Below are 14,921 nucleotides of genomic sequence, written 5' to 3' on the forward strand. Positions count from 1 at the left end.
GCACAATTCGCACAATCCGATAGGTGTCATTAGAGCCGTTTTTTATCGCGCTTTTCCCACAAAGCGGCGGCTTCTTTTAACGCACTCTGCAATGAATCTGCCTTGTCCAGGCCCCACAGTGCCACCGCTACGGTAGAAATCACCGCCTGTTCACCGTACTCATCACAGGTTTCCCCGCGCCACACCTTCAAGAGCGTTTCTGCACTGGGGGCACCCGGCGGAGTTTGCCGAGGTATAGTGCTGTCGAGCACCGCGCTTTGCAGCGCTTGGCCATGACGAATGCCTTGAATTTGGGTGCGTGCATCCGGGCGGATTTCCAGCTCGCCACCTTCGCCTTTGAACAGCAGTAGATCCTGATCACCGGCCAGGGTGGCAGCACCTTGATGCAGCTCAATATAGGCCGGGTGGAAAACGCTCTGCATGGACAGGGGTGCCTGGGCGGGGTTGAGGCTGCGAGCCAATGTGTTGATCGGCGAGCGTAACCCCAGGAAGTGGCGCAGGGTGAGCATGCGAGACAATGGCGAGCAGAACTGCTCCAGGGGCAGATAGGCAAGCCCGTGTGTTTCAAGGTGCGCCTGGGCCTGTGTCACTGTGTCGGCAACGGGCAAGCCCAGCTTCGGTAGAAGCGCATCGGTATAGACCCGATTCGGCGTGTGCGCCGGCCCGCCATGTAGCAAGGTGCGAATACCATTAGCGGCTAGCAGCACGGTGGCGAGCAGATACCAGGGGTGATGCTTTTTCTTGCCGGCATAGCTGGGCCAGTCCAGATCCACGGCGGGCAGTTCGCCAAGCGCCTGGTAGCAAGCCGGGCGGCAAGCATCGAGAAAGCCCGCCAGCTCATCGGGGGTTTCTTCTTTTACGCGTAGCAACATCAGAAAGGCGCCGAGCTGGATATCCTCGACCTCTCCCTCAAGGATGGCCTGCATGGCCTCGCGGGCTTCTTCGCGGGTGAGGCTGCGGCGAGCGCGTTTACCGCGGCCCAGAGTACGTACAAAAGGCGCAAAGGCATGTTCAGTCATGATTCTGTCTCGCAGAGAGGGGCGGGCGTGCTCGGTAAAGCAAGGCCCGTGAAAATGTCATTCAATACCAGCTGGTAGAGGGGCCGTGCTCGGCTATCAGCTCCACCAGTTTGGCATGATCAATCACTGGCAAGGTGCTATCGGGCAACTGCAATGCTGGATGCGCGAGCAGGTAGCCATCGCCTTTCAGTGTCAGCTGTGCTGCAAGTAACAGGCCTGCATCGGTGAAAACACAGACATCGTCTTTGCTGTAAAGCGTGCTAAAGCGCTGCCATAGGTTGTAATTGTCGGGAGAGAATCCCAGCAGGTGCAACATTCAGAACACCAGAATTTGATGGCTTTGGATACGTAATGATAACAGCTCGTCCGCACAAAGAGCGCCAGCGGGTACAGGGCAGTCTTCGTCATCGTCAACCACACAGCGAACGCCAAAATCAGCCAGCTGGGCCAGCGCTTCATTGGGACATAACCGTAACATGGCAAGGCAGGGGGGTGTCAGCCAGAGCGTGGTGGCTTGGCCGAACGCGGCACCGGTAAGCAACATATCCAGCATCTCCTGAAATTGGCTGGAAAACGGCTGACTGCCGGTGGCAATAAACAGGGTCTGGCTAGCCAAACTGGATCACCCGGTCGCTATTAATAAGGGCATCCGCCCATTGGCCTAACCCGGCAAGAGAGAAGCCCTCAGCCAGAGTGGTTGCGGCGTTTGAGTCAACGACACCACGACGCTGGGCGGCACCGACGCATACCATCGCCTCAACGCTCTGGCTGGCAATCCATTGCTGCCACTGCTGGGCGGCACTGGCCTGCTCTGCGTCGCCAGTCCAGGCATGGCGATTGGCCAGATGCACCGCATCGCGGTAGAGAAACAAGCAATAGAGTTGATGGTCAGAGGAGGGGTTGTGTAGCGCTTGTGCGGTGTAAAGGGCGGTCAATGCGGCGGCAGAATCTGCCGCCGCATTGACCAGTAGCGAGAAACGCATTAATCGTTACCGCTGAGCGCCGTCAATAGGTGCAATAGGGACATAAACAGGTTGTAGATGGATACAAACAGGGTGACCGTTGCCATGATGTAGTTGGTTTCACCGCCATGAATGATAGCGCTGGTCTGCCACATGATGAGCAGGGAAGACAGCAACACAAAGGCAGCAGATACCGCCAAGCTAAGAGCCGGAATCGCGAAGAAAATGTTAGCGATGCTCGCCCCGAACGCCACTAGCACACCGATCATGATGAAGTTGGTGAGGAAACTGAAATCCTTGCGGGTTACCAGAGCAATGGCAGACATCGCTACGAAAATACCGGCGGTACCAGCCAGAGCGGTGGTCACGATTTCCATGCCGCCAGGAATCTGGGCGTACATATTGATGATCGGGCCGGTGGTAAAACCCAGCCAGCCAGTCAGGCCGAAAACCGCCAGAATGCCCCAGGCACTGTTACGCAACGCGTTGGTGGCGAACAGCAAGCCAAAATAGACGCCGATAGTCAGCCAGACGTTGACGAAACCGATATTGCTGGCCATGGCAAACCAGGACGCGCCAGTTGCCACAACGAGTGACAGCCCCAGCAGCATGTAGGTGTTTTTCAGTACCTGGGCCGCTCGCTCCCCGGAAACGGCAACGCCGTGCTGGTGGGGGGCAGAGTAGGGGTTAGTCGGGTTATTCATGATTTCACTCATCTTTGCTAATTGTACCTGTGATCATAAGGGCGGGGGCTCCAAAATCAAGCGCTAAACACGGTTTCATGATGCTCACAGGTGTGTTTTTAGAGAGGAATCGAGTGGTGTCGCTGAAATGCACTTTTGTGACCTCATCGTGGGCTGATAGTGGCCTTGAGATAATACTATCTACCTATGCGGTTTGCTTGCGTCTGTCCGAGGGGGGAGGGTCATATGGGTGCATTATCACTGGCTGCTACAGAAAGTAAGCAGATAGAACTGGTCGGAGCAGGGGGCCGCCATTCTCTGTATGAAGAGTTGCTTCAGGTGCCTGAGCTGGCGTCTCGACGCCATGAGTTGGTGTTCGAGCAGAAAAATCGGTTGCTGGGGCGTCATCGTCGGATCGTGCTTTTTAATGGTCGCTACCTGGAATGGGCGGAGCAGCGCGGTAAGCGTGAGGTTACACTGATTGTCAATCTGGCTTTTATGGCCGGCTCTGCGAGTCCACGTCAGGATATTGCCTGGCGTTCGCTGGTTGTTGCGGTATTGGCGTTCATCGTGGCGGGGCTGTTGTTGGCGGTGGGGCAACCCAGGATGGCCTTGGTTGCGTTGTCGGGGGCGCTTGTTGGCGCTGTGCTTTGCCTGCGCGGTTCATCACGGCGACTGCTGTTCTATACCCGCAATGGCCGGGTGGTGATGTTCGATCTGTTTGACCAGCGAGGAAGTAATCCGCGGTTTGCCAAAGTGATTGCCGCATTGCAACAGCGAGGTGAGCGAGCCTGGGCCCTGTTGCCAGACAAGAAGGAACGGCTGGCGGCGGAAGTGGCTGAGCATCGCCGGCTGATGACCGAGGGTGTTATCAGCCAAGAGCAGTACGAGCGCGCCAAACAGCGAATCTTCCGGTGTTATTCCGATTGAGGGTGGCATAAATCCACAGGGGTGATTAAAACTCAACCAGTCAGGCACAGTATTGCGGATGTGCCGTTGACTGGCCTTATTGCTCATGTATTATTGCTGCCATCTTGGAGGGGTGGCAGAGTGGCCGAATGCACCGGTCTTGAAAACCGGCGACGGGAGACCGTCCGTGGGTTCAAATCCCACCCCCTCCGCCAAATAAAACCCGCACTCGTTCGAGTGCGGGTTTTTTTATGCTGCTCTGCGGGCACAGCACGCCAACATCCCGGGCTGTTTTATAACGCTCTCAGTGATTAGTATTTTTCAATAATTTGGCAAATTGCCGGATCGCATCCAGCCCCTGAATATCATCCTGTTGTAATGGCATGACTTTGCGAGGCAGCGCACCCAGTGCACTTGCCAGTTCTTCCATGTGGCGCTGTTGGCGCGCGTGGCGAGCTGCAAAAAAAGCACTGTCTGTGGTTTCGGGTAACACCCGGTTAACCACAGCGCCAGCCACCGGGATGCCGTGCTCGCGGAGTGAGGCCACCGCGCGCCGGGTTTCGAGAATGGCGAGCCGTTCAGGGGTCAACACGAAGATAAAGGCGGTATGACTCGGGTTGGAGAGCTGACGGCGGGCGCGATTAAACAGGCGCTGGCGCGCCATGAGGGTGTCGGCCACTTCCTGGCTGCGCGGGTCTAAACCGCTGGTGGCGTGCTCGGTGGGATCCTGCAGGGGGCTGTCTATACTTTTCTCTGGGGTAAGGTGGCCCAGCACTTGGCCCAGCTTGCGCGCTTTTTCGCTGTGTCGAAGCAGGCCTTGTGTCCAGGCGGCCATCACTTCCGGAAGGCTTAATAACCTTAGAGTGTGGCCGGTGGGAGCAGTGTCAAAGATCAGCAGATCGTAGTCGTGACTGTCCTCATCAATCAACCGGGAGATACGTTCCAGCAAGGCTGCCTCCTGGGCTCCAGGCGACTGTCGACTGAGGCGTAGCTGTTTATCCAGCTCACGAAATTGATCTGGCGTGGCGAATCGGCGCATTTGCGCACTTACTCGTTCTAGGTACGCCTCTACTTCGTCATCCGGGTCAAGCTCTAGCGCGGTTAAACCGGGAGAAAGAACGGTCGGTTGATTGCCGATAGGGCGATTAAAGGCGTCTGCCAGACTGTGGGCTGGGTCCGTGGAGACCAGCAACACCTTGCTCCCCTGGTCCGCTGCACGGACCGCTAGGGCTGAGGCGGTGGTGGTTTTGCCTACGCCACCCTTGCCGCCCACCATAAGCAAAGCGCGGGAGGCCAGCAGGGCATCTAGATCAAGTGTGTTGAATGTTCGGGCGTTGGTCATCAGCAGCAACGGAAGTGGTCAAGGGGCGAGCGTTCCATACCCATGCGGGTGTGCCAATCATGGAAACGTTCCATTAGCAGCGGCTGTAATTCCAGCGTGCTCCAAGCGGCGGGATTGGGCACACCCATCATTTCCGAGAATACCAAAAGCATAAACAGGTCTTCCTCATCCCGCTTGGCTCGGGCAATGGCGGCGCGATAGGGTGCATTATAATATTGTGCGCTTAGCTCACTAATGCGCTTAAACCATTGCCTCGGTGTGGCCATTAAACGGTCTCCGGCGGAGCCTTAAAGGCGCGTTTGAGAGAAGCGGTGCATTCAAGCGTCACCAAGAGTGCGGCGACCAGCACCACAAGGTCTAGCCCCAACAAGAACCAGTCTTGTTTTTCATAAAAGCTTTTCAGCTGCATCAGCAGGGCAAAAAGTGTCATCACCAGCAGGAACACCAGCGGGGCCAGAGTGTAGATAGCGGGGCGACCACGTTTTACCAGCATGATAGTAATGACCAGCAAGGTCAGCCCGGCAAGCAATTGGTTAGTGGTGCCAAATAATGGCCAAATAAGCAGGCCGCCGGAGCCGTCTGCACCGCCGGCGCCAAACGCCAGTAATAAACAGCTGGCTACGGCCAGTAGTGTGGCGGGCAGGGGGCGAGTCATCCATTTCTGTTGATAGATTTCGCCCCATTCCTGAAAAATATAGCGTTGCAGGCGCAACCCGGTATCCATTGTGGTGCCGGCAAAAAGCGCCGCCATTACAGTGAGCAGGGTGGCGGCTACGCCTGCATCCATGCCCATACCGTTGGCAAGAATATTCGCACCGCCGTCTACGAAGGCAGTTAGGCTACCTTGCCCAAAAGCAGTATAAACCGCTTGCCAGTCCGCCAAAGAAGCAAAGCCGGCGGTGGCGGCAATAATGGCCGCCAGTGCCAGGGCACCTTCACCCACGGCGCCGAAGTAGCCCACAAAACGGGCATCGGTTTCCTTGTCCAGCTGCTTGGAGCTCGTCCCTGAGGCCACCAGCCCGTGAAAGCCCGAAATCGCGCCACAGGCGATAGTGACAAACAGCAGCGGTATTAGCGAGGGTGTCCCCGCAGGGATATCGCTGTTAATCATGGGGGCCACCACGTGTGGATTGCCCAGCAGAACCGCGCCGTAAAGTAGAATTAGGCCAACAAACAATTGCAGGCCATTGATGTAATCGCGAGGCTGTAAAAGCATCCAGACCGGCAGTAGAGAGGCCACTGCAGCATAGGCGAACAACAACAGAATCCAACTGGCGTTAGCCGACAGCCCCATGACTTGATCAGGCAGCGCTATGGGTACGCTCGGCCCCACATAAATCAGGCTATACAGGGCAGCAACACCGAGCACCGATACCAGCCCTAATCCAATCACCCGGCGGTAGATAAGTTGGCCGATGACTAAGGCTACTGCGATGGCCCCCCAGACAGGGACAACGGCGCCGGGATTGTTGATCAACAGCTTGGCAATCACCACGCCGAATACCGCGTTGACCATCAGCAGCACCAGGAAGATAACGATCATGAACACGGTGCGAGCACGACGGCCAACCACTTCGCCGGTGAGCGCTCCAACCGATTTGGCTCGGTTGCGGATACTGGCCCACAGGGCGCCGCTATCGTGGACGCCAGCAAAGAAAATGGTACCAAACACCACCCAGAGAAAGGCAGGTAACCAGCCCCAAATGACGGCAATGGCCGGGCCGACGATAGGCGCGGCACCTGCTACCGAGGTGAAATGATGGCCCCAGAGCACGTAGCGATTGGTGGGAACGAAATCGACGCCGTCTTCGAATTCGTGGGCAGGAGTGCGAAAATCCGGATCCAGTTTATAGATGCGCGATGCAATAAAACGCGAATAGACGAAATAGCCAGCGGCCATGCCTCCGAGCCCCAGCAGGAGCAAAATGATTGCGCTCATGGGTTGCCTTTTGTCGTTGTTAGCGACTGCTTATTACCAGTGTTGAATAAATGGCCAGCTGGAGACTGGCAATATTGCTATATGGTTCGCTTTTTTAACTGTTTGGTCAACGCGACTAAAGGCTAACGGCCCCAGTGTACATGGTCGAGAAAAACCGGCTAGATGTATCACTGTTTGTTAACGGCGTCCTATGCACGTCGGTGTACAAGCGGTAGTCTTATGTCTATAAATCGAAAGAAAAACAGTACACTGGCGGGTAAGGGAACTGCCCGGGGGCATAGTAATGATCAAAGTATTGGTAGTGGACGACCATGACCTGGTCCGCACCGGCATCGCTCGAATGCTGGATGAAGTAGATGGACTGCGCGTTGTCGGCGAGGCGAACTCAGGCGAACTGGCGGTGCAAATGGTTCGGGAGTTGGCACCGGAAGTGGTGCTTATGGACCTGAAAATGCCCGGCATCGGCGGGCTAGAAGCCACTCGCAAATTGCTGCGGGTGGATGAAGGGATCCGTGTTATTGCCGTGACCATGTGCGAAGAGGAGCCGTTCCCTTCACGCTTGATGAAGGCGGGCGCCGCGGGCTATATGACCAAGGGCGCCGATCTCGAAGAAATGGTCCGGGCCATCAAGGTCGTGGCTACTGGGCAGCGTTATATCAGCCCGGAGATTGCCCAAGCCATGGCGCTCAAGCCCTATGCAGATAATCAAGGATCGCAGCTGGATATGCTTTCCGAGCGTGAATTGCAAATCATGATGATGATTGTGAGTTGTCATAAGGTGCAAGACGTGGCGGACAAGCTCTGTCTCTCACCCAAAACCGTCAATACCTATCGATATCGCATATTCGATAAGTTGGGCGTGACCAGCGATGTGGAAATGGCGCTGCTGGCGGTGCGCCACGGCATGTTGGATGCGGTGGAAAACTCGGTACTCTGACCGCTGAGTCTTACACAGGGGGAAATCGCTAGGGCAGTGCTGATACAATTACCTCGCCACACTGTTTTGAGATGCCTCCTTGTCTGATTTCGACCCCAAACACTTCCTTCTCCACTGTGCACGCAAACCCGGTGTTTATCGCATGCTGGACGGGGAGGGCGGCATATTGTATGTGGGCAAGGCGCGTAATCTCCAGGCACGCCTGAACAGTTACTTTCAGAAGAATGTGGCGAGCGTCAAAACCCGCGCCCTGGTCGCGCGAATTTGCGATATCCAGACCACAGTGACAAGCAGTGAGGCCGAAGCGCTGTTGCTGGAGCAGTCACTGATCAAGGAGCTGAAGCCGCCGTATAACATTCTACTGCGCGACGATAAATCCTATCCCTATATACGCATCACCCGTTCTGATCGTTTTCCCCGCGTCACTTTTCATCGTGGAACCCGCCGGGCGGGGAGCCAGTATTTTGGCCCTTACCCCAGCGGGGTTGCGGTGCGGGAGGCGCTATCGTTAATCGAGAAAATTTTCCAGGTCCGCAATTGCAGTGACAGTTACTTCCGAAACCGCACTCGTCCGTGCCTGCAACATCAGATTAACCGCTGCACAGCGCCATGTGTGGGCTTGGTGAGCGAAGAGGATTATGCCCGTCAGGTAAAAATGGCAGCAGACTTTCTTGATGGACGCAGCCGAGAGGTGGTGGAGCAGCTCAGTGCGGATATGGAAACTGCATCCGCGGCGCTGGAATTTGAGAAAGCGGCCATGTTGCGCGATCAACTGGCGGCGATTCAGGCAGTGCAGCAGAAGCAGTACGCAGAAACGGGGCAGGGCGATCTGGATGTGGTGGCTATCGAAACGCGCCACGGCCTTGCCGTAATCGAGGTGTTGATGATCCGCGATGGCCGAATCCTTGGCCATCGCACTTTCCGGCCGGATACCCGTGGAGAAGAGGATCGCAGCGAAATTATGGAAGCGTTTCTCTCTCAGTATTATCTTGGCGACCGAGAGGATCTCGTCAAGCCGCAGGAAATATTGCTGTGCATGGAGATCCCCGGTGCAGAGGCTTTGCAGCAAGCGCTGGAGAGACGGTGGGGGAAAAAAGTTCGGCTAGCTTGGCGCGTGCGTAGTGACCGTGCCGCCTGGATTACCATGGCACAGGCCAATGCCCAGCAGTCCATGGCCACTGAATTGGCTGCACGGGAACACATGGAGGCTCGCTTTCTGGCCCTGGAAACGCTGCTTGAAAGCAGTGAGCCGATTCGCCGCATCGAGTGTTTTGATATTAGCCACACGCAGGGTGAAAAAGCGGTGGCCTCCTGTGTGGTGTTCGATCAGCAGGGGGCGCGGAAACAGGATTACCGGCATTTTAATGTGAACCCGGCAGCGGGAGGGGATGATTATGAAGCTTTGGAAGAAGCTATTCGACGCCGTTATCAGCGTGTTCTGAAAGAGCAGGGGCGTATGCCTGACTTGCTGTTGATCGATGGCGGCAAGGGTCAAATGCAGCGCGGCTGGAAAGTTGTCCAAGAGTTGGAGTTGCACGCTAGCATACGAGTAATGGGGATTGGCAAGGGACCCAGCCGACGGCCAGGTTTCGAGGCCTTGTACTTGCCTTGCGGGAAAGAAATGATTCCAGGTCCGGCAGACTCCGCGCTGCATCTTTTGCAGCAAGTGCGTGATGAGGCTCACCGGTTTGCCCTGACCGGGCACCGTGCAAGGCGCGGCAAGGCTCGCAAGCAATCGACACTGGATGAAATTCCCGGTATTGGCCCCAAGCGTCGAAAGGCTCTGCTTACCCATTTTGGCGGGCTCAAGCAGATGCGTAATGCATCGGCCAATGAGTTTGCTCGGGTGCCTGGTATCAACGCGCAAATGGCGCAGACGCTCTATGATTGGTTCCATCGGTAGGGCAGCGGTTATGGATCTAAAAATCGGAAATGAGTCACGGCTGGCTTTCCGCTATACTGGTGGCTTATTTCTTCTGGCCGGTAGTCCCTCCCTATGCAGAAAGTGCACCCCATCCTGAATTTGCCGAATATCCTCACTCTGGTTCGGGTATTGGCAATTCCCGTATTGGTGCTGGTGTTCTATTTGCCGTTCCACTGGAGTGATGTTTGCGCGGCGCTGTTGTTCCTGGCAGCGGGTGTTACTGACTGGCTGGATGGCTACCTGGCGCGCAAGCTTAACCAAACCAGTCCTTTTGGGGCTTTTCTGGACCCAGTCGCAGACAAGTTAATTGTCGCTGCGGCGTTGGTAATGTTGGTGCAGGTTCATGCTACTGCCTGGTTGGCCGTGCCTGCCATGGTGATAGTGTCTCGAGAAATTACCGTTTCGGCATTGCGCGAATGGATGGCGGAGCTTGGTCAGCGCGCGAAGGTGGCGGTGAGCCAGTTGGGCAAAATCAAAACGGTAACGCAGATGACGGCTATTACGTTGCTGCTGGCGCAAAAGCCGGAGTTTACGCTAGACGGTGATATTATTATGAATCCGTGGCTTTGGTTGAGCTATGGACTGCTGTACCTAGCGACGGCCTTCACTCTGTGGTCCATGGTCTCATATCTTCGGGCTGCAGCCCCACAATTGCTTAAAAGTCAGTCAAAGTCCTGAAAAGTCTAAAAAAACATCCGGTGCCGGGTTGACACCTGAAGGGTGATGAGTAGAATTCTTTCCCGCAACGGAGCGTGTCTCCGATGTGGAAATAAGCGGGAATAGCTCAGCTGGTAGAGCACAACCTTGCCAAGGTTGGGGTCGCGAGTTCGAATCTCGTTTCCCGCTCCAAGATTTTGAAAGCCTCGGTTATGCCGAGGTTTTTTCTTGGTGAAGAGTTAAAAGGCGCGGTGGCAGAGTGGTTATGCAGCGGACTGCAACTCCGTGTACGCCGGTTCGATTCCGACCCGCGCCTCCATTTACCGCCCCCTGTGGGCGATGTGGCGACAGTCACTGATCTTTGAAAAGATTGAGTGTCGTTGACACAATAGAAAGATAAATAAAAACAGCCATTTATTCCCGTTCCTGTTTTTATTCAGCCTTTGCTGTGTACGATGATCTTCCAGCGGGTATGGTGAAATTGGTAGACACAACAGACTTAAAATCTGTCGACCGTTAGGTCATGCCGGTTCAAGTCCGGCTACCCGCACCAACTTTCCTTTTTCCTCTCTGTTTTGCCTTTGCCAGCGTGCCGAAATGTTGCCAGGCTAAGTGCCTGACGCAATAAGGTTTTTGTGTGAGGCTTGCGCAATTATAATGCGTATTATTGCGTATTCAGGCCGCCAATCCTTTTTTATTCCTGAAAAATCAACTTTTTAACCCTCGCTATTTATGTGATTTATTGCCGCTTTCTATCCGTTTCTGTTAGCCTCACACTTTAGTCTTAGCCTGCTTGAGGGCTTGGATAACAATAAGCCGGAAAAGGCATGAGGGCTATTTACATGAACTGGTTCCAGAACCTGTCCGTGCGATTGAAAATTTTGTCTGTAGCCGGGTTAGGGATTGTGCTGTTTGTGGTCTATTCGGCCTACAGCTTCTACGTCGCCGAAACCAACATCGATCATCTGCAGCGAATTGAAAGCCAGGATTTTCCTGTTCTGGAATTGATTAACGCAAACAATGTAGATTTTATCGCCATCAGCGAGTCCTACATTGCGGCAATCACCCAGGCAGACCCGGATTTGCTGGTAGAGGCGCAGTCGCGAGCGACGGCCTTCGAACAACGGTTAGCCGAAATTCGTCGAACCGATCCCGCCCTGTCCGGTAGCGTGGAAGCATTACGTCGCAACTTCACCGTGTATACCAACGAAGCGGCTACTCTTGCTCGTAATACGATTACCGATAATGGTGATTCAAATGACCTTTCTCAACCCATAGCCCATCTTCGAGCGCTTCAGAATACTTACGAGAGCAATCAGAAGGCCTTTGAGCAGCAACGCTATGAAGCGTTTCGCGAGGCACTGAGCGAGAGCCGCTCGGACAATCTGGGAACGCAAAAAATCGGGCTATTTTTGGGGCTCGTTGCCTTCACGTTATTGGCTTTGACCGCTCTACGTGTTACCCGGGCCATTACGTTGCCGTTGGAAGGCGCTGTGGATGCGGCTGATAATATTGCCAATGGCAAATGGGATACCCGTATCGAAGAAGGCGGCCGTGATGAGACCGGCCTCCTGCTACATGCTATCCGTAAAATGCGTGATGCCTTGATCGCACGGCATACAGAGGATCGTCGCCAAGAGACAGTAAAGAACCATTTGGCTGAGCTGAATAACCGTATGCGCGGAGAAATGAGCTTCGAGCAGCTGGGCAATAATATGCTGAGCTTTTTGGTGCCGGTGCTCGATAGTCAGGTGGGTGCGCTTTACGGCTACGATCCGGATAGCCAGCTACTCAGCCTGAGCAGTTCCTACGCTATGCACCGTCGCAAGCATCTTGCCAATGAATTCCGGCTGGGTGAATCATTGGTTGGGCAGTGCGCTCTGGAACGTAAGAGTATCTTGCTGGAGCAGGTTCCTGATAATTACATCAGTATCGCGTCTGGTACCGGCACTGGCCAGCCACGTAACGTAATGGTCCTGCCTATCGTCTATGAGGACGAAGTAAAAGGGGTACTGGAGATCGGCGCCTTTCGTGATTTTAGTGACCACGATTTGGCCTTTATGAATCAATGTGTCTCTGTCATAGCGGTGTCGCTGCATGGTGCTCAAAGCCGCTTGCGGCTGGCCAATATGCTGCAGCAAACCCAGTCCCAAGCGCAAGCACTGGAACTGCAGAAAACAGAAATGGCCCAGGCAAATGAAGACTTGGAACAGCAGGCCATGGAGTTGTCTGCGTCCGAATCCCGCCTGCAGCAACAGCAGGAAGAGCTGAAAGCCATTAACGAAGAGCTGGAATCACAAACCCAGGCACTGCGTGAATCAGAAGAAAGTTTGCAGGCTCAACAAGAAGAATTGCGTGTCACCAATGAAGAGCTCGAAGCCCAGGCTCGCATCCTGACCGAGCAGAAGTCAGAGATGGGTAAAAAGAACGACGAGCTTGAACTGCTGAAACACGAACTGGAAGACAAGATTCGTGAGCTGGAAATGTCCTCGCGCTACAAGTCTGAATTCCTGTCGACCATGAGCCACGAGTTGCGCACACCTCTCAACTCAATCCTGATTCTCTCCAATGCTTTGGGACAGAACAAAAGAGGCAATCTAGAAGAGAAGCAGGTTGAACACGCCCAGGTTATTCATTCTGCTGGGTCCGATCTGCTTAGCCTGATCAATGACATCCTCGACATTTCGAAAATTGAGGAAGGCAAGATGGATGTCATTATCGATGATCTGTCGCCTCAGGAAATCACCGAGCACTTCCGTCGTAACTTTGCTCATGTGGCCGAAAGCCGCAACCTGGATTTCAAGGTTGAGTTGGGCGACACCTTGCCTGAGCATTTCTATACTGATCGCCAGCGTCTTGAACAGATCATCAAGAACCTGCTCTCCAATGCTCTTAAATTTACCGAGCATGGCTCGGTGACGTTAAGTATTACTCAACCAGATGTCACGGAAGCCTTGCCTTCGCGTCATTTGGCGCCAGGGCAAACATTGAAATTTGCAGTGATCGATACAGGCACCGGTATTGCAGAGGAAAAACAGAAACTGATTTTTGAGGCTTTCCAGCAAGCTGATGGCACAACTAGCCGTAAATACGGAGGTACAGGCCTTGGGCTGACCATATCCCGTGAGCTGGCGCGCTTGCTAGGGGGTGAGATTGGTCTTCACAGCGACGGTGAAGGGCAGGGATCGACCTTTACACTGTATTTGCCTGTTGGCAGTGCTGATGCGCTTGAGATCAATAATGCGGCTGCCAGCAATGCAGATGAGGTTGCTCAAGCGCACACCGCCCCAACAGCTCCGGTGAGGCCTCAGGATATCGGCTCCGAGGAGTTCGTGGTCCGCGAGAAAACGGTGTTGATTGTCGAAGATGATGAAGAATTTGCTCGAGTATTGGTCGAGCTGGCTTCAGATTACGGGCTCGAAGGTCATATCTGTCATAACGGCGAAAATGGGTTGGAGTACGCAAGCCATTATCGGCCAAGCGCAATTATTCTCGACATCGGCCTGCCGGGTATTGATGGCTGGGAGGTGATGGAAAAACTCAAGGCTGATCCGCGTACCAAGGATATTCCGGTACATTTCCTGTCCGGCCGTGATGAGCGTAAGAAAGCGCTGGAGCTGGGCGCCCTTGATTTTATGACCAAGCCGGCCAATCAGGACGATATTCTTTCCGCGTTTGCCAAGATTGAAGGCGCCATTGAAACCAATGTTCGCCGCCTGCTGGTGGTGGAAGACAGCGAAATTCAGCATGAGAGTATTCGTGAGCTGTTTGATCAGAAAGGGGTCGAAATCACCGCTGCCACCAGTGGTCAGCAAGCGCTGGTTGCCCTGAAAAATACCGTATTCGATTGCATGATTCTGGACCTGACACTGCCGGATATGAGCGGTTTCGAATTGCTGGAGACCTTGCATGCCAGCGATGACTACGACAGCGTTCCGGTTGTGGTCTACACAGGCAAGGACATGAGCCGGGAAGAAGAGGCGAAGCTACGTAAATATGCCGATCGCATCATTCTCAAGACCGAACGTTCCCATGAACGATTGCTCAACGAGGCCTCCTTATTTTTGCATTGGCTGGAATCCACCTTGCCGGCCAATCGTCGCCCGACGGCAGAATCCATAGAGCACCGGGATGACATTTTCGAGGACAAGCAGTTGCTGCTGGTGGATGACGACATGCGTAATATCTACGCCCTGTCTGCACAGCTGGAAGAACTGGGTTTTTCCATCAGCATTGCCAACAATGGTCGCGAAGCCCTCGCGTCTCTTGACGATAACCCGTCCATCGATATCGTGTTGATGGACATCATGATGCCTGAAATGGATGGCTACGAGGCCATGAGCCGAATTCGCAAACAGGCCCGTTTTAGCAAGCTGCCGATGCTGGCCTTAACGGCCAAGGCGATGAAAGATGATCGAGCCAAGTGCATTGAAGCAGGGGCCAATGACTACTGTTCCAAGCCCATCGATATGGCAAAACTGACCTCGTTGTTACGGGTCTGGCTGCATAGGTAGTGGGTGAAAGCGTCCCCGCAGTCACTTTATAAAAA

General features: G+C 54.4%; 13 protein-coding genes and 4 tRNA genes. 9 read left to right on the plus strand and 8 right to left on the minus strand.

Features of this window, described 5'->3' with window-relative positions:
* Nucleotides 1-29: 29 nt before the first annotated feature.
* From ABNH10_RS11870 to ABNH10_RS11890, 5 genes are all read right to left on the minus strand, one after another.
* Nucleotides 30-1,019: a glycosyl transferase family protein gene (locus tag ABNH10_RS11870; RefSeq protein ID WP_349386135.1), complete on the minus strand. Its 990-nt coding sequence runs from the start codon at nt 1,017-1,019 to the stop codon at nt 30-32.
* Between the two features lie 61 nt (nt 1,020-1,080).
* A complete protein-coding gene (locus tag ABNH10_RS11875) occupies nt 1,081-1,335 on the minus strand; it encodes a hypothetical protein (protein WP_349386136.1) in 255 nt (84 codons plus the stop codon).
* Nucleotides 1,336-1,635 (minus strand): hypothetical protein, encoded by a 300-nt coding sequence (locus tag ABNH10_RS11880; RefSeq protein ID WP_349386137.1) that lies wholly within the window; start codon nt 1,633-1,635, stop codon nt 1,336-1,338.
* Complete coding sequence (gene tusD, locus ABNH10_RS11885) at nt 1,628-2,002, minus strand: sulfurtransferase complex subunit TusD (protein ID WP_349386138.1); 375 nt, start codon at nt 2,000-2,002, stop codon at nt 1,628-1,630. Before tusD ends, ABNH10_RS11880 begins: the two co-directional genes overlap by 8 nt.
* Nucleotides 2,002-2,685, minus strand: coding sequence for a Bax inhibitor-1/YccA family protein (locus ABNH10_RS11890; protein WP_349386139.1), 684 nt, complete (start codon nt 2,683-2,685; stop codon nt 2,002-2,004). The genes tusD and ABNH10_RS11890 overlap by 1 nt, the downstream gene beginning before the upstream one ends.
* Before the next feature lie 225 nt (nt 2,686-2,910).
* Between ABNH10_RS11890 and ABNH10_RS11895 the strand changes: the two genes are divergently transcribed.
* Both ABNH10_RS11895 and ABNH10_RS11900 read left to right on the plus strand, forming a co-directional pair.
* Complete coding sequence (locus ABNH10_RS11895) at nt 2,911-3,594, plus strand: hypothetical protein (protein WP_349386140.1); 684 nt, start codon at nt 2,911-2,913, stop codon at nt 3,592-3,594.
* A 106-nt stretch (nt 3,595-3,700) separates the two neighbouring features.
* Nucleotides 3,701-3,788: transfer RNA gene (locus ABNH10_RS11900), tRNA-Ser, on the plus strand.
* An 89-nt stretch (nt 3,789-3,877) separates the two neighbouring features.
* Here ABNH10_RS11900 and ABNH10_RS11905 read toward each other — a convergent pair.
* Genes ABNH10_RS11905 through ABNH10_RS11915 form a run of 3 tightly spaced genes read right to left on the minus strand, consistent with a single transcriptional unit; the run spans nt 3,878 to nt 6,854 of the window.
* Entirely contained in the window at nt 3,878-4,915 is a 1,038-nt protein-coding gene (locus ABNH10_RS11905; RefSeq protein ID WP_349386141.1) for an ArsA family ATPase, read from the minus strand.
* Nucleotides 4,915-5,181, minus strand: coding sequence for a cory-CC-star protein (locus tag ABNH10_RS11910; protein WP_011588584.1), 267 nt, complete (start codon nt 5,179-5,181; stop codon nt 4,915-4,917). Before ABNH10_RS11910 ends, ABNH10_RS11905 begins: the two co-directional genes overlap by 1 nt.
* Nucleotides 5,181-6,854 carry a carbon starvation CstA family protein gene (locus ABNH10_RS11915; protein ID WP_349386142.1) on the minus strand — a complete coding sequence of 558 codons (1,674 nt, stop codon included), beginning with the start codon at nt 6,852-6,854 and terminating at the stop codon, nt 5,181-5,183. Before ABNH10_RS11915 ends, ABNH10_RS11910 begins: the two co-directional genes overlap by 1 nt.
* 283 nt (nt 6,855-7,137) lie before the next feature.
* Between ABNH10_RS11915 and uvrY the strand changes: the two genes are divergently transcribed.
* From uvrY to ABNH10_RS11950, 7 genes are all read left to right on the plus strand, one after another.
* Nucleotides 7,138-7,791: a UvrY/SirA/GacA family response regulator transcription factor gene (uvrY, locus tag ABNH10_RS11920; protein WP_349386143.1), complete on the plus strand. Its 654-nt coding sequence runs from the start codon at nt 7,138-7,140 to the stop codon at nt 7,789-7,791.
* 79 nt (nt 7,792-7,870) lie between these two features.
* Complete coding sequence (uvrC, locus tag ABNH10_RS11925) at nt 7,871-9,694, plus strand: excinuclease ABC subunit UvrC (protein WP_349386144.1); 1,824 nt, start codon at nt 7,871-7,873, stop codon at nt 9,692-9,694.
* A gap of 93 nt (nt 9,695-9,787) precedes the next feature.
* Nucleotides 9,788-10,393, plus strand: coding sequence for a CDP-diacylglycerol--glycerol-3-phosphate 3-phosphatidyltransferase (pgsA, locus tag ABNH10_RS11930; protein WP_349386145.1), 606 nt, complete (start codon nt 9,788-9,790; stop codon nt 10,391-10,393).
* 95 nt (nt 10,394-10,488) lie between these two features.
* Nucleotides 10,489-10,564: transfer RNA gene (locus ABNH10_RS11935), tRNA-Gly, on the plus strand.
* A gap of 53 nt (nt 10,565-10,617) precedes the next feature.
* Nucleotides 10,618-10,691, plus strand: a tRNA-Cys gene (locus ABNH10_RS11940).
* Between the two features lie 147 nt (nt 10,692-10,838).
* Nucleotides 10,839-10,925: transfer RNA gene (locus ABNH10_RS11945), tRNA-Leu, on the plus strand.
* Between the two features lie 274 nt (nt 10,926-11,199).
* Nucleotides 11,200-14,886: a response regulator gene (locus ABNH10_RS11950; RefSeq protein ID WP_349386146.1), complete on the plus strand. Its 3,687-nt coding sequence runs from the start codon at nt 11,200-11,202 to the stop codon at nt 14,884-14,886.
* The last annotated feature ends 35 nt before the right edge of the window (nt 14,887-14,921 follow it).

The sequence above is a fragment of the Alcanivorax sp. genome (assembly GCF_040119285.1).
Taxonomy (GTDB): Bacteria; Pseudomonadota; Gammaproteobacteria; order Pseudomonadales; family Alcanivoracaceae; genus Alcanivorax.